This window comes from Candidatus Neomarinimicrobiota bacterium, assembly GCA_041154365.1.
Classification (GTDB): Bacteria; Fidelibacterota; Fidelibacteria; order Fidelibacterales; family Fidelibacteraceae; genus Fidelibacter; species Fidelibacter multiformis.
Genome location: AP035449.1, coordinates 1,066,429 through 1,089,851 on the forward strand (window position 1 = coordinate 1,066,429; position 23,423 = coordinate 1,089,851).

Here is a 23,423-nt window from a genome sequence, read left to right on the forward strand (position 1 = left end):
TTCAATTCATCATTCATCATTCATCATTCATCATTCATCATTATTTCATGTAACTTGTCGCATATCATATCATCTTAAAATCTGATTCACATGGAGATATGACTCGAAGATGGATAATTTTTGGTTAGCCTTTGGTTTGACCCTGATTGCAGGGATGGCGACAGGTATCGGCAGTGTTATAGCTTTTACAGCCAAACGGACCAATTACCGTTTTCTTTCAATATCCACAGGATTTTCAGCCGGTGTGATGCTTTATGTATCTTTTGTTGAAATTTTTTATAAGGGATTTGATGCCTTAGGCGAAGCCTATGGGGAAAATTTGGGATCGTGGGTTAATACGGCTGCTTTTTTCAGTGGTATCTTTCTGATAGCCCTCATTGACAATCTCATTCCTTCCATTGAAAACCCACACGAACCTTTTGACGAGCGTGCAACGGCCCCTCTCCATGATCCGAATGCTGAATTGCCGGATCTGAAAGAAGTGACCCGGGGTGGAGTGGACGAAGAAACCCCGGACCATATCCATCATATTCATCATACCCACCTTTTAAGACTCGGCTTGTTTACTGCATTGGCTATTACGATTCACAATTTTCCCGAAGGGCTGGCAACCTTTTTATCTGGATTGAAGGATCCTCAACTGGCTGTTGCCATTACTGTTGCTATTGCCCTCCATAACATCCCCGAAGGCATTAGTGTATCCGTCCCCATTTTTTATGCCACGGGAAACCGTAAAAAAGCATTTTTCTACTCATTTATGAGTGGACTGGCTGAACCGGTAGGCGCTGTGATTGCCTATGTAGGAATCCGTTTTTTTCTTGCCGGTGATTCAGGAGAAATTCCTTCTCAAATCATGGGAATCCTTTTTGCTGCCGTGGCCGGTATTATGGTCTATATCAGCCTGGATCAACTTTTACCCACCAGCAGAGCCTACGGGAAAGGACATGATAGCCTTTTGGGTCTTATGGGAGGGATGATTGTAATGGCGTTGAGTCTTTTATTGATGAATTAAGAATTGATGAATTGATAATTGAGAATTGAGAATTGAGAATTGAGAATTGGGTTTTATAATTGTATTTGTTGATATTTGTTAATTTGTAAATTGGATACATCATTAGATTTAGATAATATATTTTAAATACTATAATATTGGTTAGTTTTTTGATTTTTACTATAATTCGCTATGAAAAAAAATATTCTTAAAGAAAAAACGTTTCAATTTTCTCTTGAAATTTTTAAAACTGCCAAATACTTAATGGATGTAAAAAAAGAATTTATAATTTCACGACAATTGCTAAGATCAGGGACTTCGATTGGTGCAAATGTTGAAGAATCACAAGAGGTATTAACAAAAAAAGAATTTATATATAAGTTGACCATAGCTTTAAGAGAAGCAAAAGAAACCCATTATTGGCTAAGGCTACTAAATGCTTTAGAAAAAGAATCAACAACTTATACATCATTACTGCAATCTTGTGAGGAAATTATAAAAATTTTAAATTCAATTATTATAACAACAAAGAAAAGATACTTGTCCTAAAATTGAAAATTATTGAAAAAAAAGTAAAAGTGAAATTCTTTCCAAACGCAAAAGCATCCCCCCGTTCTCCATTGTCAATTCTCAATTATCAATTATCAATTCACTCATAATCCCCGCTGCCGTGACTTTCGCACCGGCTCCAGGCCCCTGGATAACCAGGGGATTTTCATGATAACGTTTTGTTGTAAATATGATGGCATTATCACTGCCTTTCAGACCGGCAAACGGGTGATTCGAATCAATTTCTGTCAACTCAATGTTTCCTTTACCGTTCTTATAGGTTCCGATGTAACGTAAAAGCCGTTTGTTTTTTGCAGCGCTCAGGCGTGCTTCTTCAAATTGTGGATCGTAATCTTTCAGGATGGTGTAGGTTTCGTCTACGGTTGCTGCTTCAAAACATGCTACTGGGAGGAGTGGGTCAATCCGGATATCTTCAAGATTCACGACTTCGCCGCATTCACGCATGAGCAGTAACAGTTTCCGTGCAAAATCAAGGCCGTTCAGATCATTTCGGGGATCAGGCTCGGTAAAGCCCTTTTCCTGAGCTTCCCGGATGACCTCACTGAATGTCTTTTCACCGGATTGAAAGGTATTGAAAAGATAACTGAGGGTGCCACTGAGAATGGCTTCAATTTTTAGGACCGTGTCTCCGGTTTCCAAAAGACTCTTCAGGGTCCGTAGGACCGGAAGTCCGGCTCCCACATTGGTCTCGTAACGGAAAAAGAGCCCTTTATTCCGGCTGAGTGACTGCAAGGTTTGATAACCATCATAATCTCCTGTATTGGCGATTTTATTGGCAGCTACAATCGATACGCCGTTTCTTAAATAGCTTTCATAGGTTTGGCTGATTTCTCCGCTGGCAGTGAGGTCAATAAAAACCGTTTGCCCCCCATGAAATTTTTTTAAGTGTCTCAAAAAAAATCCGGGATCGGGGCTTTGATGTCCCTGCATCAGTATTTTCTGCCAATCGGCCGGTGGAATGCCATCTGTACGAAAAATGCCATATTTCCTGTTTGACAAACCAATGAGATGCAAATCGAGGTTTTTACTCTTTAGTATATTATCATGGTTTTCGGCCAGTTGCCTGAGGAACTCGCTTCCGATCAGGCCGGTTCCGCATAAGAGCAGATTGAGTTTTCGTGCCTTTGAAAAGAAGGCTTCGTGAATCGCCTGAAGAGCCCGCACTTCGTCTGCCTGGGATACAACGACGGAGATGTTCAGTTCTGAGGATCCCTGGGCAATGGCAACGACATTAACTGACCGTTCGGCCAAAGCGTGAAACAATCTTCCGGCAATTCCCGGTGTTTTTCTCATGCTTTCACCTACCAGTGCAATTGCAGAAAGGTCTTTTTCTATCTGAACACGGTCTACAAAACGCGCTTTGATTTCCAGCTCAAATTCCTTTTCAATGGCTTTCTTGGCCGGTAGGGCGTCTTCCGGTTTTACCGCCAGACAAATGGAGTGCTCCGAGGAAGCCTGACTGATGAGGATGACACTGATGGCGTGATTAGCCAGAATCGAAAAGGCACGGGCGGATATCCCGGTAACTCCCACCATGCCAGATCCCTGAAGAGTCAATAAAGCAATGTGATGAATGGATGTGATCCCTTTGGCTGGAAACTCGTGATGTAAGGGGTCCTTTTGTACCAGCGTTCCTTCAAATTTTGGATTGAAAGTATTCAGTATGCGGATGGGAATCCCTTTTTCCATAGCCGGTTGGATAGTGGGAGGGTGGAGTACCTTTGCTCCGAAATGGGAAAGCTCCATCGCTTCTTCATAGCTGAGAGTTTTTAGGCAAAAAGCATCGGGAACTTTCCCCGGGTCGGCACTCATCACACCGTCTACATCTGTCCAGATCTGAATTTCATCGGCTTTGAGTACAGCTCCTAGAAAGGAGGCTGTCAGATCGGATCCACCCCGTCCCAGTGTGGTTGAGATCCCGTCAGATGTGGTGGCGATAAAACCTGTGATAATTTTCAATCCTGGATTTTTATCATAAAACCGCCGGATTTTCCGTGCTGATTTTTGATAAAGGATATTGGCATGACCGTGCACGTCATCTGTGATTAAAAGTTTTCGGGCATCTGTATAAATAGCCGGTACTTCTTGTGAAATGAGAAAGCAACTGATAATATACGCCGACAGCTGTTCACCGAATCCCATAATCAGGTCGACAGAACGGGGGGTTAGTTCTTTTAGCAGGTAGATACCATGAAGGATGTCCTGAAGTTCATGAAAAACCTTTTGCACCTGACATAAAACCGGTTGAGCGGATGAGGGCATCAAAACTTTAACCGTTTCTGCATGGCGTTTTTCACAACGTTGCAAAATTTTAAAATATTGCCGGTCCCGCCGACAAGCCAGTTCGCTTACGTGGATTAGATCGTTTGTGACTCCGGTGAAGGCAGAGACTACCACACTGATATCCGGGTCTTCCCGGATCGATTTCTGAATAATCCGGCCAACCTGTCGTATGTTTTCCGGTGTGCCGACGGATGTCCCCCCGAATTTCAGAATTTTCATTGTCTATTCTGTCCTGTTTTTTGGTGAATGTTTATCCGGTGTTTTATAGAGTCCGGAAGCCTTTTCAGCAGATAGTCTGATTCCCTTGATCATGGCAGAGCTGAATCCTTCATGTTCCATTTGATTCAGGCCGGCGATGGTGCATCCCAGAGGTGTCGTAACTTTATCGATTTCCTGTTCGGGATGGTTTCCGGATGTTTGAATCAACGAGGCAGCTCCTTTTGCCGTCTGGGCTGCAATTTTCAAAGCATCACCGGCATGAAATCCCACTTCGATACCTCCCTGGGAAGCAGCCCTGATAGCCCTGAGAAAGAAAGCAATGCCACAGGCACCCAGGGCTGTGGCAGCACTCATCTGCTCTTCATCAATGATGAGGGTTTGTCCCAGGGTGTTAAAAAGGGTCTCGGCAGTTTTCAAAGCCGGCACCTGACGGTTGACCGCTGCCAGACAGGTCATGGATTCCCGAATGGAAATGGCTGTATTAGGCATGACCCGGACCAGTGGCAGGTTTTCAGGCAGCAAGGCCTGCATATCCGGGATGGGCAACCCTGAAACCACCGATAAAAAGATATGTTTTGCCGGGTTAAGAACTGGTGCTATGCATTTCATAACAGGTTCCGCCTGCTGGGGTTCCACGGCAAGAATAATAATGTTTCCGGATTGAACGGCAGACAGATTGTCCGCTGTAATGCGATACCCTTCCTTTGCATAGGGTTCAAGTACCGCGATATGACGGCGGGTTAATGTGATGTCCTTTGCTTTTACCAGGCCGGAGCGGACAAATCCGCGGGCCATGGCCGTCCCGATATTTCCCGCTCCGATAATGACGATCTGTGTCTCTTTCATGATCGATTTCTTTTGTTATAATTGTTTATAGGCCGTTGTGATCAGATCCCCCATGGTTCCCGTTGAAACGGGGGTGTCTTCTCTTCCGGCAATATCGGCAGTTCTGTGACCTTCAGCGAGGACTTTTTCCACGGCTTTTTCTATGTCACGTGCCGGTTTTTCCATATTAAGTGAATATCTCAACATCATAGCGGTACTCAAAATCTGGGCAATTGGGTTGGCGATATGTTGCCCGGCGATATCCTGTGCGGAGCCACCTCCCGGTTCATACATACCGAAACCGGATCCGGCAAAACTGGCACTGGGCAGCATACCCAGACTCCCCGTCAGCATGGCTGCTTCATCCGACAAAATATCCCCAAACATATTTCCGCATAGTAACACATCAAATTGTTGTGGGTTTTTAACCATTTGCATGGCGGCATTGTCTACATACATGGGTTCATACGTCACATCGGGATAGTCTGCTGCTACTTCCTCCACAACCTGGCGCCAAAAGACCATTGTTGTCAAAACATTAGCCTTATCAATGGACGTGACCTTTTGTCGGCGCTTTCGTGCGATTTCAAAGGCGACCTGTGCTATCCTCCGGATTTCACACCGGCTGTAAACCATGGTATCAAAGGCTTTTTCTTCTTCTCCGGTACCGGTTCGTCCTTTTGGCTGGCCAAAATAAATACCACCGGTCAGTTCACGGACAACCAGGATATCAAATCCCTCCCGGGCTACATCCTGTCGCAGGGGTGAAGCAAAAGCCAGTGCCGGAAACAACCTGGCAGGCCGGAGGTTTGCAAAAAGTCCAAATGCCTTTCGAAGTCCTAAAAGGGAATGAACCTCTACACCCTGCCATTTGGGAGTGTTTTGTTCACGGACAGGTCCGCCGACAGAACCGAACAGAATCGCATCAGATTCCCTGCAGATTGTCAGTGTTTCTTCTGGAAGGTGACTGTGATAATGATCCCAGGCGGCACCCCCCACCAATGCTTCCTGGGTCCGGAATGCCACATTTTCTTTCCTGCTGACGGCTTTAAGTACTTTTAATGCTTCCGCCATGACTTCCGGTCCGATCCCGTCGCCGGGTAACACAGCGATTTGATAAGTTTTTGTCATGCCTTCACCTTTTGGAGGATGGTTTTCATCAGGCCTCCTGATTCTAGTATCTGAAGGGCAAAATCAGGGACCGGTGTAAATGTATAGGATTCCTGCTTTGTTTCATTGAGGATTTTACCACTTTTCAGGTCGATCGTCAGGTTGTCGCCAGTGTGGACCTTTTGGACGGCTTCAGGACATTCAATAGCCAAAAATCCGTTATTGATGCAATTCCGGTAAAAGATCCGGGCAAAAGAGCCGGCGATAACAGCCTGGATTCCGGCACCTCTCAAGGCCCAAACGGCGTGTTCACGGGAACTGCCACAACCGAAATCTTCTCCGGCTACAATAAAATCCCCTTCATGAACCTTTTTTACAAAAGTTTTATCAATATCTTCCATGGCATGGGCTGCCAGATCCTTTTCCTGATCCATATTCAGGTAACGGGCCGGGATGATTTCATCTGTATTGATATGATCTCTGGGATAACAGTGTGCTTTTCCTTTCATTATCAATCCTGTCTGTATGCATTGGGGTTTACGATTTTTCCTGCGATGGCGGATGCGGCAACGGTGGCGGGGCTGGCCAGGTAAACTTCCGATTCCGGGCTTCCCATACGGCCGACAAAATTCCGGTTTGTACTGCTGATACACCGTTCACCGGCTGCCAGAATCCCCATGTGTCCGCCCAGACACGCACCACAGGTGGGAGCAGAAACTGTGGCTCCGGCTTCCATGAATATATCCAGCAACCCTTCCCGGTTGGCCTGTTTCCAAATATCTGATGTGGCCGGAACAACAATCATCCGCACACCCTGGGCCACTTTTTTGCCTTTGATTTCAGCTGCCGCTTTCCGCAGGTCTTCAATTCGTCCGTTTGTACAGCTACCCAGCCAGGCCTGATCAATGGGAATGTTTCCGATCTGCGATACAGGCTTGCCGTTGGAGGGGAGGTGGGGAAGGGCTACCATCGGTTCCAAATCCGATACGTCAATGTCAATGACATCACTGTATTCTGCGTCCGGATCGCTGGTGTAGACATCGAAAATCTCGTTTGAACGGGACTGCACATAATCCAGTGTTTTGTCATCCGGGTTGATGATGCCGGATTTGGCACCGGCCTCAATGGCCATGTTACACAGAGTCATGCGGGATTCAACAGAAAATTCTTCCACTACATTTCCGGTGAATTCCATAGCTTTGTACAAGGCTCCGTCCACACCAATGCGCCGGATGATTTCCAGAATTACATCTTTGGCAAAAACTCCCTTCTGAAGGGTTCCGTTGATTTTAAAAAGAATGGTTTCGGGAACCTTGAACCAGAGTTCGCCGGTTGCCAAAGCTGCAGCCAGATCGGTACTGCCGATTCCCGTCGCAAAGGCACCCAATGCTCCATGGGTGGATGTGTGACTGTCCCCGCAAATGATGGTCGTCCCAGGGCGTACATGTCCCTGTTCCGGTAACAGGGCATGACATACACCATGGCGACCGATTTCGTAAAATTTTTCAATCTTCTCTTCTTTGGCCCAACGGCGGATTTTTGCCACCATTTCAGCAGATTTAATATCTTTGTTCGGTACGAAATGGTCCGGCATGATCACTACGCGCTCCGGATAGGCTACATGAAGATTTCCATGGGCTTTTAACAGGTCAATGGCCGGTGTGGTTGTGACGTCATGACACATGATGACGTCGATTTCGGCGTTTATCAGTTCACCCGGCCGGACGGTTTCACGGCCGCTGTGGGCCGCCAGTATTTTTTCAGTAATAGTTGATCCCACAATATCCTCTCAACTGTTTTGAAGGGTTCGTTCTTTATAGTTCAGTGCTTTGTTAATCCCCTTGATGATGGCTTTCACACTGGCTTTGATCACATCTTCATCCAGTGCCCGGGCAATGTATATGTTGTCTGACTCGTCAGAAAGCTTGATGGAGACATCCGCCAGGGCATCGGTCCCCCCGGTGATGGCCTTCAGGTTATATTCCACCAGCTTCAAAGAGGGATCAATGACATTCCAGATGGCGTTACTTACAGCATCCACCGGACCGTCACCGGTTCCCGAAGCTGTTTTCTGATCACCGTAAACTCTCAGTTTAACCGAAGCGGTGGGTGTCATATTGGACCCGGTAAAGACGGCAAATTCCTCGATCTTGACATATTGTTCTTCTTCAGAGAGCTGGTTGGTCACATCCCGGGCAATGGCAATCACATCATCCCGTTCCACCATTTTTTGTTTATCTGCCAGGTCTTTTACTTTTTCCGTTATTTGCCGGATTTGATGATCCGAAAGCTGGAACCCTTCTTCAGACAGAAGGGCTGTGACGGCATGTTTACCTGAATGTTTGCCGATCACCAGGTTTTCGCCTGTCCAGCCCACATCTTCCGCTTTCATGATTTCATAGGTTTCGCGGTTTTGCAATACACCATGCTGATGTATCCCGGCTTCATGGGCAAACACGTTGGCTCCTACAATAGGTTTGTTCCGCTGAATTTCAAGTCCTGTCAGATTGGCCAGAAGCCGGCTTGTTTTATATATTTCCCGGGTGTTTACGGCCACGTCTACATTGAAATAATCCCGGCGGGTTATCAGATTCATGATGATTTCTTCCAAAGACGCATTCCCTGCCCGTTCACCAATGCCGTTGATACAGCCTTCAACCTGGGTTGCTCCGGCCTCGACTGCTGCCAGGGAGTTTGCCACGGCATTTCCCAGATCGTTATGACAGTGAACGCTGATGATCACATTTTTTGCTTCGGGCACGTGTTTAAACAGATAGCGTATCCGGTCTCCGAATTCCTTTGGTTCGGCATATCCTACCGTATCGGGGATATTGATGGTGGTGGCACCGGCCTCAATGGCAGCCCGAACAACATCACACATATAATCCAGACTGGTTCGTGCGGCATCTTCCGGAGAAAATTCCACATCATCACAGTACCCTTTCGCCCTCTTTACAGCATTCCGGGTGATTTCGATAATTTCTTCCGGACTCTTTTTCAGCTTGTCTTCACGATGGACCTTTGATGTGGCGATAAATGTGTGGATGCGGGGTTTTTCAGCATATTTTACCGCTTCCCAACACCGGTCAATATCTGCCTGATTCGCCCGGGCCAAGCCACATACTGAGGGTCCCTTAATGTTTTGGGCGACCTGTTTTACCGCTTCAAAATCCCCTTCGGAGGCGATGGGAAAACCGGCTTCAATCACATCCACTCCCAAACGGGCCAGCTGATGGGCGATCACCAGTTTTTCGTTGACCGTAAGGGATGCTCCGGGACTCTGTTCGCCATCCCGGAGAGTTGTGTCGAAAAGAATAATACGTCGCTTGCTCATGATGTCTCCAAAGGTTTATGTTGATGTCGTTTCATTAAAAAGTAAGATATACTGTCTGTAAGAGCCTGCCAGCTTGCTTCGATGATGTTTTCCGATACACCGACCGTACTCCAGGTTTTTCCATTGGTGGAAGATTCGATCAACACCCGGACTTTTGCCGATGTGGCAGCCCGGGCATTAATCACACGAACCTTGTAATCGGTGAGTTTCATCTCTTCGATTTCCGGATAAAATTTGATCAGGGCTTTCCTTAAAGCCTTGTCCAGGGCATTCACCGGTCCTACACCTTCTGCCGCTGTATGCTCTTCCTGTCCGTCTACAACAGCCCGGACTGTAGCTTCCGACCGGATTTCATTGTTTTCGTCCTTTTCATTCAGTATCCGGAATCCCTGAAGGGTAAAAAAGTTTGGATATTCCTGCTTCATCCGCTTGATCAACAGTTCCAGGGAACTCTCGGCGGCTTCGAATTCATATCCTTCGTGTTCCATCTCTTTCAACTGTTTGATAATCTCAGGAATCCGTTCTTTGTCTGAAGCCAGATCCAGGCCCAATTCGGAACTTTTAAACAGAATATTGCTTTTTCCAGCCAGATCCGAAATGAGCACACGCCGTTTGTTCCCCACCTTTTCCGGCTGGATATGTTCGTATGAATCAGGTTTTCTCATGACGGCACTTACATGAATTCCTCCCTTATGGGCAAAGGCACTTTTGCCGGTAAAAGGGGTGGTGTTATTCAGGATCAGGTTGGAGATTTCACTCACATAATGGGAAATTGCCGTCAGTTTGGAGATATTTTCATCGGGGATACAACGATATCCTGCCTTGAGCTGAAGATTGGGGATGATGCTGCATAAATTGGCATTGCCACAGCGCTCTCCGTAACCATTGATGGTCCCCTGAACATGGACTACTCCGTTCATGACTGCCGCAATACTGTTGGCCACTGCCAGATCTGAATCGTTGTGGGCATGGATCCCAAGGGGGGATTTTACAGCCTTATGTACAGATTTTACAATCCCGGCAAGATCATGGGTCAGGGTTCCACCGTTTGTGTCGCATAGTACCAGGACATCGGCACCGGCCGATTCTGCAGCTTTCAGACAGGCCATGGCATAATCGGCATTGTCTTTGAATCCGTCAAAAAAGTGCTCGGCATCGAAGATAACCTCCCGGCCGTGTTTTTTCAAGTAAGCTACACTCTCCCGGATCATGTCCAGATTCTGTTTCCGGGTGACGCGTAATGCCTGCTCAACATGGTAAATCCAGGTTTTCCCAAATACGGAAACAGCCTGCGTTTGTGCGTCCAGCAAGGCTTTGATATTTGGATCCTTTTCAACAGAATTCCGGGCATGCTTGGTGGAACCAAAGGCTACGATGCGGGCATGCCGGAACTTTTCCTCCCGGACCTTCTGAAAAAAAAGCATATCCTTGGGATTTGAGCCGGGCCATCCTCCTTCGATGTAATGGATCCCAAATTCATCCAGTTTGTGGGCAATATGGAGTTTATCCTCCACAGAAAAGGAGATATTTTCACTTTGGGATCCATCCCGAAGGGTTGTGTCAAACAAGGTGACATTCATACCTATGCGTCCTTTTGTAACCAGGCCATCATGTTTCGCAGTTTTTTCCCGGTCTTTTCGATGAGCAATTCGGCATGTTCCCGGCGTTTTTCTGTTAAAACTTTCCGGCCTGTCTGGTTTTCATGAATCCATTCTTCAGCAAAAGTTCCATCCTGGACCTCCCGGAGGATCTCTTTCATTTTATGCTGAACCGTTGCATCAATCAGACGTGGTCCACGGGTCATGCCGCCGTATTCCGCCGTGTCACTTACAGAGTAATACATCCCACTGATACCACCCCGATAAAAAAGGTCCACAATCAGTTTCATTTCGTGCAGGCATTCAAAATAGGCGATTTCAGGCTGGTAACCGGCATCCACCAGGGTTTGAAAACCGCTTTTGATCAGTTCGGTAACGCCACCGCAAAGGACAGCCTGTTCACCAAAGAGATCGGTTTCTGTTTCTTCTTTAAAAGTCGTTTCAATGATACCCGCCCGGCCGGCACCAATACCACTTGCATGGGCCAAAGCCAGACTTTTCGCCTGTCCCGTGGCATCCTGATAGATGGCAATCAGGGAAGGTACACCGGCACCGGCTTCAAATTGGGAGCGGACTAAATGACCAGGTCCCTTAGGTGCCACCATATACACATCCACATTTTCCGGTGGGACAATCTGATTGAAATGAATGTTGAAACCATGGGAAAACACCAATGCTTTTCCGGCTGTCATATTTTTTTCAATAGACTCATGATAGACCTTCTTTTGGATTTCATCCGGTAAAAGTATCTGCACAATATCAGCTTCTGCACTGGCCTTTTCGGCGGATCTTGGTTTGAAACCATGTTTCAGGGCAAGTTTGTAGTTGTCAGACCCTTCAACGTCCGATACAATCACCTTAAAACCGCTTTCCCGAAGATTCTGTGCCTGGGCGTGTCCCTGACTTCCATACCCGATGACAGCTACGGTTTTTTGCTTCAGGATCTGTGTATCAATATCCTTGTCGTAATACATTTTAATCGCCATTTTTTTCTCCTTTTTTTGATTTTTGATATTCAGACATGGCAAATTCGCCACTCCGGACATATTCCTTGATGCCGAAGGGACGGACAAGCTCGATAAAACGGTCAATTTTCCGGGGATTTCCCGAGAGCTCCATGATGATATGATCCGTTTCGATATCAATGGCATGGGCATTAAAGTGACGAGCCAGTTCCAGGAGGTCTGTCCGGTTTTTTTGCTGCACTTCCAGTTTTAAAATGATGTATTCCCGGACGATGTAATTGTCTTTATGGGATATGTCCACCACCCGGATGGTGCCGATAAGTTTATTCAGCTGCTTGACAATCTGTTCAATGTGTTCATCGCTTTCCTGAACCACCAGGATGACTTTGTAAATGTCAGGGTCTTCGGTGGGTGCGCCAATGGCGCTTTCTATGTTATAACCCCGCTGAAAAAGGAGTCCGGATATGCGGGCAAGCACACCTGGACTGTTTGTGACTGTGATAATAATCGTATGTTTTTCCACCATCATTCTTCTCCTGTCAGGATATCCGTAAGGGGTTTTCCGGCTGAGACCATGGGATAGACGTTTTCCTCCCTGCTCACCAAAAATTCCATGAGAACCGGTCCGGTATGTTGAAGTCCTTTTTTCAGAGTCGGGAGAACTTCACCCGGTTTGGCAGCTCTCAGACCTTTTACACTGTTGGCTTCAGCCACTTTCACAAAGTCCGGAATATAATCCGGTGGACAATGCTCATCCAGCCCCCGGCATTCTTGTGGACAATCCGGTCCCCGTTTCAGACAGACCTGTGAATATTTTTTATTCCAGAAGAGATCCTGCCATTGCCGGACCATCCCCAGATAGGCGTTATTAATGACAATAATTTTCACCGGGAAACGGTTGATGGCACAGGTGGCCAGCTCCTGAATATTCATTTGAAGACCTCCGTCACCGGTGATGCAGACAACCTGTTTATCCGGATTTCCCAGAGCTGCCCCCATGGCTGCCGGAAGTCCGAATCCCATGGTTCCAAGGCCGCCTGAACTGAGAAAATGCCGGGGTTTCCGGAAGTGGTGATACAGGGCGGTCCACATCTGATGTTGTCCCACATCCGTCACGACAATCGCTTCGGGATCAATTACCTGATTCAGTGCATCGATGACATACTGGGGGATTACTGTCCCCTGATCTTTTTGCTCATACCGTGTGGGAAATTTTTCCTTCCAGTATTCGGTTCGATCATTCCAGGCATCCTTCAAACGGGGTTTAACCCGTTCAGTCAATTCTGTCAGTACATGGGCAGCATCGCCGACAATGGGCAGATGGGTTTTTACGTTTTTTCCGATTTCTGCAGCATCGATATCGATATGGGCAATTGTAGCCTGTTGTGCAAAGGTATGGAGGGGACCGGTTACCCGGTCGTCAAAACGGACACCTACCGCAATGAGCAGGTCACATTCGGTAAGTGCTTTATTGGCAGCAATGGTCCCATGCATACCGGGCATTCCCAGGAAACAGGGATGATCATAAGGGATACTGCCCAGTCCCATCAGCGTGACAACAATGGGAATTTGTGTTTTATCCAGCAATCCATGAAGGACTTCAGTGGCACCGGAACTGATGATCCCGCCACCGGTATAGAGGAGTGGTTTTTTTGCCCGTTCAATAGCCCGGGCCAGTTTTTCAATCTGCATGGGATTTCCCTGAATGACAGGTTTATAACCCGGCAGATGAATATTTTCTGGATAGACGTAATTTTTCACTTTGGAATTCAGCACATTTACAGGCAGATCAATGGAAACAGGTCCCGGACGACCAGAACGGGCGATATAAAAAGCCTCTTTTATGGTTTTGGCCAGATCATTCACATCTTTAATCAGGTAATTGTGTTTACAGATGGAACGGGTTAACCCAACCATATCCGTCTCCTGGAATGCATCGGTTCCGATACTATTCGTATGGACCTGTCCGCTCAGGATGACCAGGGGGATGGAATCCATTTTGGCTGTGGCAATGCCGGTGATGGTATTGGTTGCACCGGGGCCGGATGTGACCATGCAGACACCTACTTTTCCGGTAGAACGGGCATAGCCATCTGCCGCATGGACTGCTCCCTGTTCGTGCCGGGTCAAAAGGAAACGGATTTCCGGCGTTGAATAGAGAACATCAAAAATGGGTATCATCACACCCCCCGGATAACCGAATACGGTATTCACCCCTTCTTTCTTCAGGGCGTCTATGACGATTTCAGCGCCTTTCATCTTGACCTCGGGGTTTGAGTGTTAAAGGCTTTTAAAACAGCTCCTTCACTGGCGGAACCAACCATCTGGGCATAACGGGCTAATGTACCTGTTTTTACCCGTGGTTCCGGAGGACTCAGGACTTTTTTCCGGTCCGCCAGTTCTTCCGGACTCAGGCGTACGGATAGTTTACCTGCCGGAATATCGATGTCAATCATATCTCCGTCTTTCAGGAATCCGATAGGCCCTCCGGCGGCTGCTTCCGGAGCCACATGACCAATGCAGGCACCCCGGGTCCCGCCTGAAAAACGGCCGTCCGTAATCAGCGCAACTTTCTCTCCCAGTCCGTGCCCCATGATCAGGGAAGTGGGGGAGAGCATCTCCTGCATGCCGGGACCACCTTTCGGACCTTCATAACGAATCACCACCACATCGCCGGCGTGTACCTTTCCTTCGGATATTCCCCGGGATGCTTCTTCCTGGCTGTTGAAAATCACCGCTTTTCCTGTGAAGGTGAGCATGGATTCTGCCACTCCGGCAAACTTCACCACACTGCCTTCAGGTGCCAGATTTCCCTTTAGGATGGCCAGCCCGCCGGTTGGACTGTAAGCATCCTTTAAAGGATGAATGATGGCCGGATCGAGAATTACGGCATCCCGGACATTCTCTTCAAGGGTCTTTCCCGTGACGGTGATACAATTTCCTGTCACCATACCAGGTGACTTCAACAATTCATTCAGGATGGCGGATATTCCACCGGCTTGTTCCACATCCTCTATGTGATATGAACCGGATGGGGAGACTTTGCACAGGGTGGGGACCCTTTTGGAAATGGCATCCATATCCTCAAGGGTATAGGGGACACGGGCTTCGGCAGCAACTGCCAGAGTATGCAGAACCGTGTTGGTAGAACCTCCCATGGCCATATCCAGGGCCATGGCATTGTTGAGTGAATCTTTGTTGACAATATCCCGGGGTTTAAGGTCCTGTTGTACCAGATCAACGATTTTTTCTCCGGCCTGTCTGTACAGGTCTTTTCGCCGGGGATCTTCCGCCAGGATTGTCCCGTTTCCCGGCAAGGCCAGACCCAATGCTTCACACAGGCAGTTCATGGAGTTTGCCGTAAACATACCGGAACAGCTTCCCCAGCCGGGACAGGCACAGGCTTCGATTGTTTCAAGTTCTTTTGAGGAAATATGGCCGGATTTATAGGCACCGATTCCTTCAAAGACCGATATCAGATCCACGGTTTTGTTTTCCGGAGTTCTGCCGGCTTTCATGGGACCTCCGGAGACAAAGATAACGGGGATATTCACCCGCATGGCGGCCATGAGCATACCGGGGATGATTTTGTCACAGTTGGGTATACATACCAGTCCGTCAAATGCATGAGCCCAAAGCATGGTCTCCATGGAATCGGCGATCAATTCACGGCTGGGCAGACTGTAGCGCATACCCATGTGTCCCATGGCAATGCCGTCACACACAGCAATGGTGTTGAATTCAAATGGAAGTCCGCCACGTGCATATACGGCTTCTTTGACAATCTTTCCTGCTTCCGGAAGATTTACATGTCCCGGTACAATGTCTGTATACGAATTTGCCACGGCAATAAAGGGACGGTTAAAATCTTCACGCCGTTTACCGGTCGCCCGTAACAATGCCCGGTGGGGTGCACGGTCTATTCCTTGTTTGATTTCATCACTACGCATGGTCAAAATCCTTTCTCAAAAAAAAACCCCTTCTTTCGGAAGGGGTTATTGTGAATTATGTGGAAAAATAATTTACATCACCCCTTCTCTCCCGGAATTAGGATAATGGTTAAAGGCAGAATGTGAAGAAGGAGCTGTTTCATGGTATTATTTTGTCCCTTTTTCAATTAATTGATTTTAAAGAGATAGAATAAATATGTCAATTCTTTTTTTATAAAAAAATAAAATGAGTCCGTTTAGGCTGTTTTGGGGATAAAATTTCAAAAATATCGAACAAACGCTTGTAATATTTTGTTTAAAAATGTATAATTATGCGTAGATAGTGAAATAATATACAGGTGGAGCCATGAAAAAAGATGAAAGACATGAAGTAATCCGACAACTGCTTCAATCCCACAAGATCAACCACCAGGATCAATTGCTGACGCTTTTGAAGAAAATGGGGATTCAGATTACCCAGGCTACCTTATCCCGGGATTTGAATGCCTTGCGGGTTGGAAAGGTTGCGGACCCAAAATATGGTCATGTTTACACCCTGCCTGATCAATTTGGAGGAAACGAGGATTCGGTCTTTGCCCAGGATTTCCCGGCGGACAGTGTCCGCTCCCTGCGATTTTCTGCAAATCTGGGTGTGATGAAGACGCAGCCGTCCTTTGCGCCAACAGTGGGACTTTTTCTGGACAAGCTGGAATTAAAAGAAGTGACAGGCACTGTGGCCGGTGATGATACGGTTTTGATTATTCTGGAAGAATCAACAACCCGGGAGGAATTCGTGACAGCCCTGTTGGACCGAATTCCCCGGCTTCAGGACAGGCTAATGGGGCGGGTATCATTCGATATAGAATAAAAAAAGTAAGAAAGGATGACAGGCATACAAAAATGGAAATGAAAAAAAAGATTGTTCTTGCGTACAGTGGCGGCTTGGATACCTCCGTCATTTTAAAATGGCTCACACAAAAGGGCTTTGATGTCATTGCCTATGTGGCTGATGTAGGACAAAAAGATGATTTTGAAAAGGTCCGGGAAAAAGCTCTGAAGACCGGTGCATCCAAAGTGTATGTGGAAGATCTCCGGGAAGAGCTGGTTACCGATTATATTTTTCCTGCTCTCCGGGGAAATGCACTGTATGAAGGGCGTTACCTTTTGGGGACAGCCCTGGCCCGGCCTTTGATTGCCAAAAGGCAGGTTCAGATTGCGGAAAGGGAGGGGACCAACCTGCTGGCTCATGGTGCGACAGGCAAAGGCAACGATCAGGTCCGGTTTGAATTTGCTTTTTATGCCCTCCATCCCGATGCCGTAGTGATATCCCCCTGGAAGGATCCGGAATTTCTTTTTGAATTCAAAGGGCGGACCGACATGCTGAAATACGCAGAGAAATTTGGCATTCCCGTCACGGCTTCCAAATCCAAGCCCTACAGTGAAGATGAAAATATCATGCATATCAGTCATGAAGCAGGGATTCTGGAGGATCCGGACAATTCGCCGCCGGAAGAGATGTTTAGCCACACCCTCTCACCTCAAAAGGCACCGGATGTGGAAACTATCATTGAGATTGAATTTAAAGATGGATTTCCTGTGTCTGTGGTAAATCTAAATGATGGGACGGTGAAAAAAAAGCCGCTGGAGCTCTTTCTCTATCTGAATGAACTGGCAGGGAAAAATGGTATCGGACGGGTGGATATGGTGGAAAATCGTTTCATTGGAATTAAATCCAGAGGTGTATATGAAACACCGGGTGCCACCATTCTCTGGGCTGCACACCGGGACCTGGAAGGCATTGCCATGGATAAAGAAGTGATGTACCTCCGGGATATGATGATCCCGAAGTTTTCTGAACTGATTTATAACGGGTTCTGGTTTTCTCCGGAAATGGATTTTATTATGGCGGCCATCGAAAAATCCCAGGAAAAAATAGACGGGACCGTCCGCCTGTCCCTGTATAAGGGCAATGTACAGCCAATCGGCAGAAAATCCCCCACATCCCTCTACAATGAAGATCTGTCCAGCATGGATATCGAAGGAGGGTTCAACGCCGTGGATTCCCTGGGTTTTATCAATATCAATGCCATCCGTCTGAAAGCCCATAATCTGCTCCTGAGAAACCACGATCCCTATAGATGGAGGAAGAGAAGACAATGAAACTCTGGCAAAAAGGATACACCCTGAACAGCCGGATTGAAGCCTTTACCGTCGGTGAGGATTACCTCATCGATCAAAAACTGGTGGATTATGACTGCCTGGCTTCCAAAGCCCATGCCTCTATGTTGTGTAAAATCGGCATCCTCACGGATGATGAGCTGGAAAAAATCCTCAATGAACTGGACCGGATCATTGAGCTGAATCATAACGGACGTTTTCCGGTAACGCTTAAGGATGAGGACTGTCATACGGCGATTGAAAACCGGTTGACAGAATCGTTGGGGGAGACGGGCAAGAAGATCCATACCGGACGTTCCAGAAATGATCAGGTACTGGCGGCACTCCGGCTTTATTATAAGGATCGTCTGACGCACCTGAAAGATGAATTAAAATCCCTGAAAAAAGCGGTGGATAAACTGATTGAATCCTCCGGTGCCATTCCAATCCCCGGATATACCCATACACGGAAAGCCATGCCGTCCAGTGTGGGACTCTGGGCTGGAGCCTTAAGCGAGGCTTTGGAGGATGACCTTCTTCAGCTGAAAAGTGTGTATGACCTGGTGGATCAGTCCCCCCTGGGATCCGGGGCCGGATATGGTGTGCCCCTGAATCTGGACCGGAAAATGGTCGCGGAAGAATTAGGGTTTTCCAAAGTTCAGCAAAATCCAGCCTACGTTCAGTCCAGCCGGGGGAAATTTGAAGCCGCCCTGCTCCATCTGGCCGGTTTTATCCTTTTTGATGCCAATAAGACCGCCACCGATCTCATCCTGTATACCCTGCCGGATTTTGGTTTCTTTGAACTCCCTGATGCTTTTCTCACCGGAAGCTCTATCATGCCCCAGAAGAAAAACCCCGATGTCCTTGAACTGGTTCGGGCCAACTACCATGTGGTGCTGGGCTATGAAATGCAGGTTAAATCCCTTATCGGAAACCTGATCTCCGGTTATCACCGGGATTTTCAACTCCTGAAAGAACCGGTGATGAAATCCCTGGAAATCCTTCTGGAAACCATCAGTATCCTGACTCTTGTCTTTGAAAATCTGACTGTGAATGAAGAGCAGTGTAAAAAAGCCATGACCAATGAACTCTATGCCACCGAAAAGGTCTATGAACTGGTGAAAAAGGGAATGAGTTTTCGGGAAGCATATAGAAGTGTAATGATGAATTATGGATGATGAATGATGAATGATGAATTGGATGATGAATGATGAATTGGATTTTTACCGCTGCTTCGCAGCTTTTTCAGAAGTTGGAAGTTAGAAGTTGGAAGTTGGCGTCGCTGCGCTCCTGACCTATCATTCAAATCAATCTATTCAATCGAATCAATACCTCCAATCTCCTCGTCACTGTCCACTTTCGACTGATGACTGCCGACTGAAAAAGTGACGCGTAACGCGTGATGTGTAACAAGTGGCAATTGACTTTTCGACTTTTGACTTTCGACTTTCGACTGCCGACTGTCGACTGTCGACTAAACCATAGGTGATAAAATGAAACAAAAATTAATGAACGTACTGATCAATGACAGATCACAGCATCCGGAACGCTTAAATGCAACACCGGAAAGAATTTTGGAAGTTTTGGAAAATATCTCGAAGAAAAATATGAATGAATATTCAAAAAATATCCGGAGTATCCTGGGTACATCCCCGAAAAGACAGGAAATAACGCAGGATATCGCAGAGAAAATATGCAATTATCTGGTGTCTGCCGATATACCGGATGACATTCTGTTGTTTATTGCGGATCAGTTAATAGCATCTGAAATATCGACGGATGAAGCCGTTGAGATGCACGAAACCTATAAAATCCCTGTATCCACCCTGGAAAAAGATCTGGTACCTGTATCCGGCAAAGGCTGCTGGTTGATGGATACAAAAGGGAAAACCTATCTGGATATGGACAGCAATTACAGTGCCACCAACCTGGGAATGTCAAACGAAGAGATTGCCAAAGGACTTTATAACCAGGCATCTCAGCTTATCTCCATGAAGGAAGACAGGGTTCAGATTGCCCGGACCCGTTTGTTAAAAACCATCATGCCCATGATGCCAAAGGGACTGAATTACTTTTATTTTCAGAATTCAGGTGGAGAAGCCGTGGATAAGGCTCTGAAAATTGCCAAGGCCTATACCGGCTCGCGTCATGTGATTGCCTTTAAAAACGGCTTTCATGGACGGACCCATGGAGCAGTATCTGTCACCTGGAACGAAAAATACCGGAAGCCTTTTGGACTGGATCATGAGGACTGGGTCCACTTTGCGGATTTTAACGATGTTGAGAGTGTCCGGACACTCATGGAAAAAAAGAATGCCAAAATTATCATTCTTGAAATGATCCAGGGTGAAGAAGCCGGAAATCTGGCAGCCACTCAGACTTTTATGGATGAATTGTTTGAACTGGCAGGGGAAAAGGGGGCCATTGTGATTGCCGACGAGGTCCAGACCGGTTTCGGCAGGACGGCGATCAAGCAAAACGACTGGTTTGCCTGCATGGGATACAACGTGATTCCGGATATCATGACTATTGGGAAATCATTTGGTGGTGGATATCCGGTAACGGCTGTTGTGACACGGAAAGAGATCTCCCAGGCCATGAAAGGGGGATACGACGGGTCCACATTCGGCGGTAATCCCATGGCTATGACAGCTGCCCTGATTGCCACACGTCAAATGCGGGAACTGGATGTTACAGGCAATGTGGTAGCCCGGAGCAGACAGTTTGAAGAAGGACTGAAGCACTTGTCCAAAAAATACGGACTTCCCGGTGAAATCCGGATCCGGGGACTCATGATTGCCTTTTCCCTGGGCTCCTCTGAGCGGGTCCATGCCGTACAGGAAGCCCTGAAAGATCATGGTGTCATGTCCAGCCTGTCTACAGATAAATTTCTGCGGATTCTTCCTCCTACCATCATTTCAGAAAAGGAAGTTACTTACTTTCTTGAAGCATTGGAAAAAAGCATACAAGATACGATGTAAAAAACATGAAAGAGTATAAAGCCATAAAGCTTCCCCCCTGGAAGCGGTGTGTTATCAAAATCGGGAGCTCCATTATTGCCCCGGACGGGAGAGGTTGTGCCACAAAATACCTTTTACCCATCGCCAACTTCATCAACCAGAGTATACAGGATGGAAAGGAGGTTATTGTCGTTTCTTCAGGTGCCGTTGCTGCAGGATGGAGTACCCAACCCCAGTATCCACGGAATACACCCCTTTCTATTCCACGGAAACAGGCTTTTTCGGCCATTGGTCAACCCATGATGTTCTTTTTATGGAAACAGCTCTTTGATTATCCCTGTGCCCAGTTGCTGATTACCCATGATGATCTCCTGAACCGGCGGCGGTTTATCAATGTCAAAAATACCCTTCTGGAACTTCTTCGTTTGAAGGCACTGCCGATTGTGAATGAAAACGATACGGTGGTTGTGCAACAATTAAAGGTAGGGGATAATGACAACCTCTCAGCCCATGTCGCAGATCTGGTGGAAGCAGATATCCTGTTTATCTGTTCCGATATTGACGGTCTTTATACCGGTAATCCTCATCTGGATAAAGAAGCAAGTCTGATTTCGGAAGTCCGCAAAATCGATGATTCGGTGTATCGTATCGCCGGGGATTCGAATAATCCCATGGCGGTAGGGGGTATGCGGACCAAGATTCAGGCCGCTGAAAAAGCCACATCCCGGGGGATTGATGTGGTCATTCTCCATGGGAAAAAGGCAGAAAATTTTGATTTGATGGCCCGGGGGAAATTCGTGGGAACCCTCTTCCACCGGACTATGAGTCCACGGGCGGCGAAAAAACACTGGATTCTCCATGCCCTGCCCTCCAGTGGTGAAATTGTGGTGGATGAAGGGGCCGCCAAAGCACTTCTCCACCGGTCGGCCTCTTTGCTTCCGTCGGGTGTGGTACAAATCTACGGTAAATTCGATCATGGTGATGCCGTTAAAATTTACCGGGAGAGTGTATCCAAGGCAAATCTCATCGCAAAGGGACTTACGCAATATAATTCGGAAGATATGCGAAAACTGACAGGACGTCAGAGTCATGAAATTCAGGATGTCCTGGGCTATTTTGCCAGCAGTTCCATCGTCCACCGGGATGATATGGTGATTGTAAGTACCGTAAAAAAAGAGGATTTGATATGAGTAAAGAGAAAAAAATCATCACAATGGCAGAAAAAGCAAAAACGGCATCCCGATATATTGCCTCTTTGAGCTCCAAAGATAAAGATGCGCTTTTACACCGCATGGCCAAACTTTTAACAGAGCGGAGTGACTTCATTCAGGTGGAAAACAGAAAAGATGTGGAGGAAGCACGAAAAAGAGGAGTGTCAAATGCCCTGGTTGACCGGCTGATCCTGGATGATGTACGGATTCAAGGAATGGCAGACGCATTGCTTGAAATTGCCCGCTTGCCTGATCCGGTCGGTGTGATGGATCAGTTTAAAATCCGCCCCAACGGTATTCAGGTGGGACGGATGGCCATTCCTCTGGGAGTGATTCTCATGATTTACGAAGCACGCCCCAATGTAACATCGGATGCGGCCGGGCTCTGCCTGAAAGCGGGAAATGCGGTGATTCTCCGGGGAGGATCGGAAGCTTTTCATTCCAATACGGCGATTGTAGAAGTTTTGCACCAGGCCTTGCAGGAATCCGGTTTCCCGAAAGAAATTATTGCATTTGTCCCTTCTACAGACCGCGATAGCATTCACACTCTACTGAAGTTAAATGGAACCATTGATCTGGTCATTCCCCGGGGAGGTGAGGGACTCATTCGTTTTGTGGATGAGAACAGCCGGATACCTGTCATCAAGCATTATAAGGGAGTCTGTCATCTGTATGTGGATCAGGCAGCTGATCTGAATATGGCCATGGAACTCCTGGTAAACGGAAAAACATCCCGTCCCGGAGTCTGCAATGCCTTGGAAACTCTGTTGATTCATGAAAAAATTGCCGAAGCATTTCTAAACCGGATTGAAAAAGAACTTCGCCTGAAAGATGTGGTATTTAAAGGATGTCCGGTGACGCAAAAGTATTTTCCCCAGGCAGAATCCGCCACGGAAGAGGATTATTTTGCTGAATACCTGGATTTAAAAATCGCTGTAAAATGCGTCTCGTCGGTAGATGAAGCGATCAATCATATCGAAAAATACGGATCCAATCACACGGAAGTCATCGCAACTCAGGATATATCGGTCGCCCAACAGTTTATCCGCGGGATTGATTCCTCTGTCGTGATGGTCAATACATCCTCCCGTTTTTCCGACGGCGGACAATTGGGGCTGGGCGCTGAAATCGGCATATCCACCACCAAACTCCATGCCTATGGTCCCATGGGAGTGGAATCGCTCACCACGAAAAAATTTGTGGTTTTGGGAGAAGGTCAGACGAGGGAATGAGGGGTAAAGATTCTCCCGCAGAGAGTCCCGAGAGGCTGA

19 protein-coding genes are annotated in these 23,423 nt (G+C 47.1%); 8 read left to right on the forward strand and 11 right to left on the reverse strand.

Going from position 1 to position 23,423, the window contains the following annotated elements:
• Nucleotides 1-109: 109 nt before the first annotated feature.
• Both zupT and strainIA91_RS04650 read left to right on the forward strand, forming a co-directional pair.
• Nucleotides 110-1,012, forward strand: coding sequence for a zinc transporter ZupT (gene zupT, locus strainIA91_RS04645; RefSeq protein WP_400167963.1), 903 nt, complete (start codon nucleotides 110-112; stop codon nucleotides 1,010-1,012).
• Between the two features lie 171 nt (nucleotides 1,013-1,183).
• A complete protein-coding gene (locus strainIA91_RS04650) occupies nucleotides 1,184-1,540 on the forward strand; it encodes a four helix bundle protein (protein WP_400167964.1) in 357 nt (118 codons plus the stop codon).
• Between the two features lie 81 nt (nucleotides 1,541-1,621).
• On the opposite strand, the gene thrA is transcribed toward strainIA91_RS04650, so the two are convergent.
• The 11 genes from thrA to ilvD are packed head-to-tail and all read right to left on the reverse strand — an operon-like array spanning nucleotide 1,622 to nucleotide 15,845.
• The gene (thrA, locus tag strainIA91_RS04655) at nucleotides 1,622-4,063 is read right to left on the reverse strand and encodes a bifunctional aspartate kinase/homoserine dehydrogenase I (protein ID WP_400167965.1); all 2,442 of its coding nucleotides are present in this window, start codon (nucleotides 4,061-4,063) and stop codon (nucleotides 1,622-1,624) included.
• Nucleotides 4,064-4,066: 3 nt separating this feature from the next.
• Complete coding sequence (proC, locus tag strainIA91_RS04660) at nucleotides 4,067-4,909, reverse strand: pyrroline-5-carboxylate reductase (RefSeq protein ID WP_400167966.1); 843 nt, start codon at nucleotides 4,907-4,909, stop codon at nucleotides 4,067-4,069.
• 15 nt (nucleotides 4,910-4,924) lie between these two features.
• A complete protein-coding gene (leuB, locus tag strainIA91_RS04665) occupies nucleotides 4,925-6,019 on the reverse strand; it encodes a 3-isopropylmalate dehydrogenase (protein ID WP_400167967.1) in 1,095 nt (364 codons plus the stop codon).
• Nucleotides 6,016-6,507 (reverse strand): 3-isopropylmalate dehydratase small subunit, encoded by a 492-nt coding sequence (locus tag strainIA91_RS04670; RefSeq protein WP_400167968.1) that lies wholly within the window; start codon nucleotides 6,505-6,507, stop codon nucleotides 6,016-6,018. The genes leuB and strainIA91_RS04670 overlap by 4 nt, the downstream gene beginning before the upstream one ends.
• Nucleotides 6,508-6,509: 2 nt before the next feature.
• Nucleotides 6,510-7,778: a 3-isopropylmalate dehydratase large subunit gene (leuC, locus tag strainIA91_RS04675; protein ID WP_400167969.1), complete on the reverse strand. Its 1,269-nt coding sequence runs from the start codon at nucleotides 7,776-7,778 to the stop codon at nucleotides 6,510-6,512.
• A 9-nt stretch (nucleotides 7,779-7,787) separates the two neighbouring features.
• Nucleotides 7,788-9,332 (reverse strand): 2-isopropylmalate synthase, encoded by a 1,545-nt coding sequence (locus strainIA91_RS04680; RefSeq protein WP_400167970.1) that lies wholly within the window; start codon nucleotides 9,330-9,332, stop codon nucleotides 7,788-7,790.
• On the reverse strand, nucleotides 9,329-10,912 hold the full coding sequence (gene cimA / locus strainIA91_RS04685) for a citramalate synthase (RefSeq protein ID WP_400167971.1): 1,584 nt from the start codon (nucleotides 10,910-10,912) through the stop codon (nucleotides 9,329-9,331). Before cimA ends, strainIA91_RS04680 begins: the two co-directional genes overlap by 4 nt.
• Nucleotides 10,913-10,914: 2 nt before the next feature.
• Nucleotides 10,915-11,916 (reverse strand): ketol-acid reductoisomerase, encoded by a 1,002-nt coding sequence (ilvC, locus tag strainIA91_RS04690; protein WP_400167972.1) that lies wholly within the window; start codon nucleotides 11,914-11,916, stop codon nucleotides 10,915-10,917.
• Nucleotides 11,906-12,424 (reverse strand): acetolactate synthase small subunit, encoded by a 519-nt coding sequence (ilvN, locus tag strainIA91_RS04695; RefSeq protein ID WP_400167973.1) that lies wholly within the window; start codon nucleotides 12,422-12,424, stop codon nucleotides 11,906-11,908. The genes ilvC and ilvN overlap by 11 nt, the downstream gene beginning before the upstream one ends.
• Nucleotides 12,421-14,154, reverse strand: a complete 1,734-nt coding sequence (gene ilvB / locus strainIA91_RS04700; RefSeq protein WP_400167974.1) for a biosynthetic-type acetolactate synthase large subunit — start codon at nucleotides 14,152-14,154, stop codon at nucleotides 12,421-12,423. The genes ilvN and ilvB overlap by 4 nt, the downstream gene beginning before the upstream one ends.
• Nucleotides 14,151-15,845, reverse strand: coding sequence for a dihydroxy-acid dehydratase (gene ilvD / locus strainIA91_RS04705; protein WP_400167975.1), 1,695 nt, complete (start codon nucleotides 15,843-15,845; stop codon nucleotides 14,151-14,153). The genes ilvB and ilvD overlap by 4 nt, the downstream gene beginning before the upstream one ends.
• A 346-nt stretch (nucleotides 15,846-16,191) precedes the next feature.
• Here ilvD and strainIA91_RS04710 point away from each other — a divergent pair, with 346 nt between their 5' ends.
• The 6 genes from strainIA91_RS04710 to strainIA91_RS04735 all read left to right on the forward strand — a co-directional run bounded on the left by strainIA91_RS04710 (nucleotide 16,192) and on the right by strainIA91_RS04735 (nucleotide 23,384).
• Nucleotides 16,192-16,692: an arginine repressor gene (locus tag strainIA91_RS04710; protein ID WP_400167976.1), complete on the forward strand. Its 501-nt coding sequence runs from the start codon at nucleotides 16,192-16,194 to the stop codon at nucleotides 16,690-16,692.
• 38 nt (nucleotides 16,693-16,730) lie between these two features.
• Nucleotides 16,731-17,984 carry an argininosuccinate synthase gene (locus tag strainIA91_RS04715; protein WP_400167977.1) on the forward strand — a complete coding sequence of 418 codons (1,254 nt, stop codon included), beginning with the start codon at nucleotides 16,731-16,733 and terminating at the stop codon, nucleotides 17,982-17,984.
• Nucleotides 17,981-19,159, forward strand: coding sequence for an argininosuccinate lyase (argH, locus tag strainIA91_RS04720; RefSeq protein ID WP_400167978.1), 1,179 nt, complete (start codon nucleotides 17,981-17,983; stop codon nucleotides 19,157-19,159). The genes strainIA91_RS04715 and argH overlap by 4 nt, the downstream gene beginning before the upstream one ends.
• 315 nt (nucleotides 19,160-19,474) lie before the next feature.
• A complete protein-coding gene (locus strainIA91_RS04725) occupies nucleotides 19,475-20,962 on the forward strand; it encodes an aspartate aminotransferase family protein (protein ID WP_400167979.1) in 1,488 nt (495 codons plus the stop codon).
• Nucleotides 20,963-20,985: 23 nt separating this feature from the next.
• Nucleotides 20,986-22,131 carry a glutamate 5-kinase gene (gene proB / locus strainIA91_RS04730; RefSeq protein WP_400168238.1) on the forward strand — a complete coding sequence of 382 codons (1,146 nt, stop codon included), beginning with the start codon at nucleotides 20,986-20,988 and terminating at the stop codon, nucleotides 22,129-22,131.
• Nucleotides 22,128-23,384: a glutamate-5-semialdehyde dehydrogenase gene (locus strainIA91_RS04735; protein WP_400167980.1), complete on the forward strand. Its 1,257-nt coding sequence runs from the start codon at nucleotides 22,128-22,130 to the stop codon at nucleotides 23,382-23,384. The genes proB and strainIA91_RS04735 overlap by 4 nt, the downstream gene beginning before the upstream one ends.
• The last annotated feature ends 39 nt before the right edge of the window (nucleotides 23,385-23,423 follow it).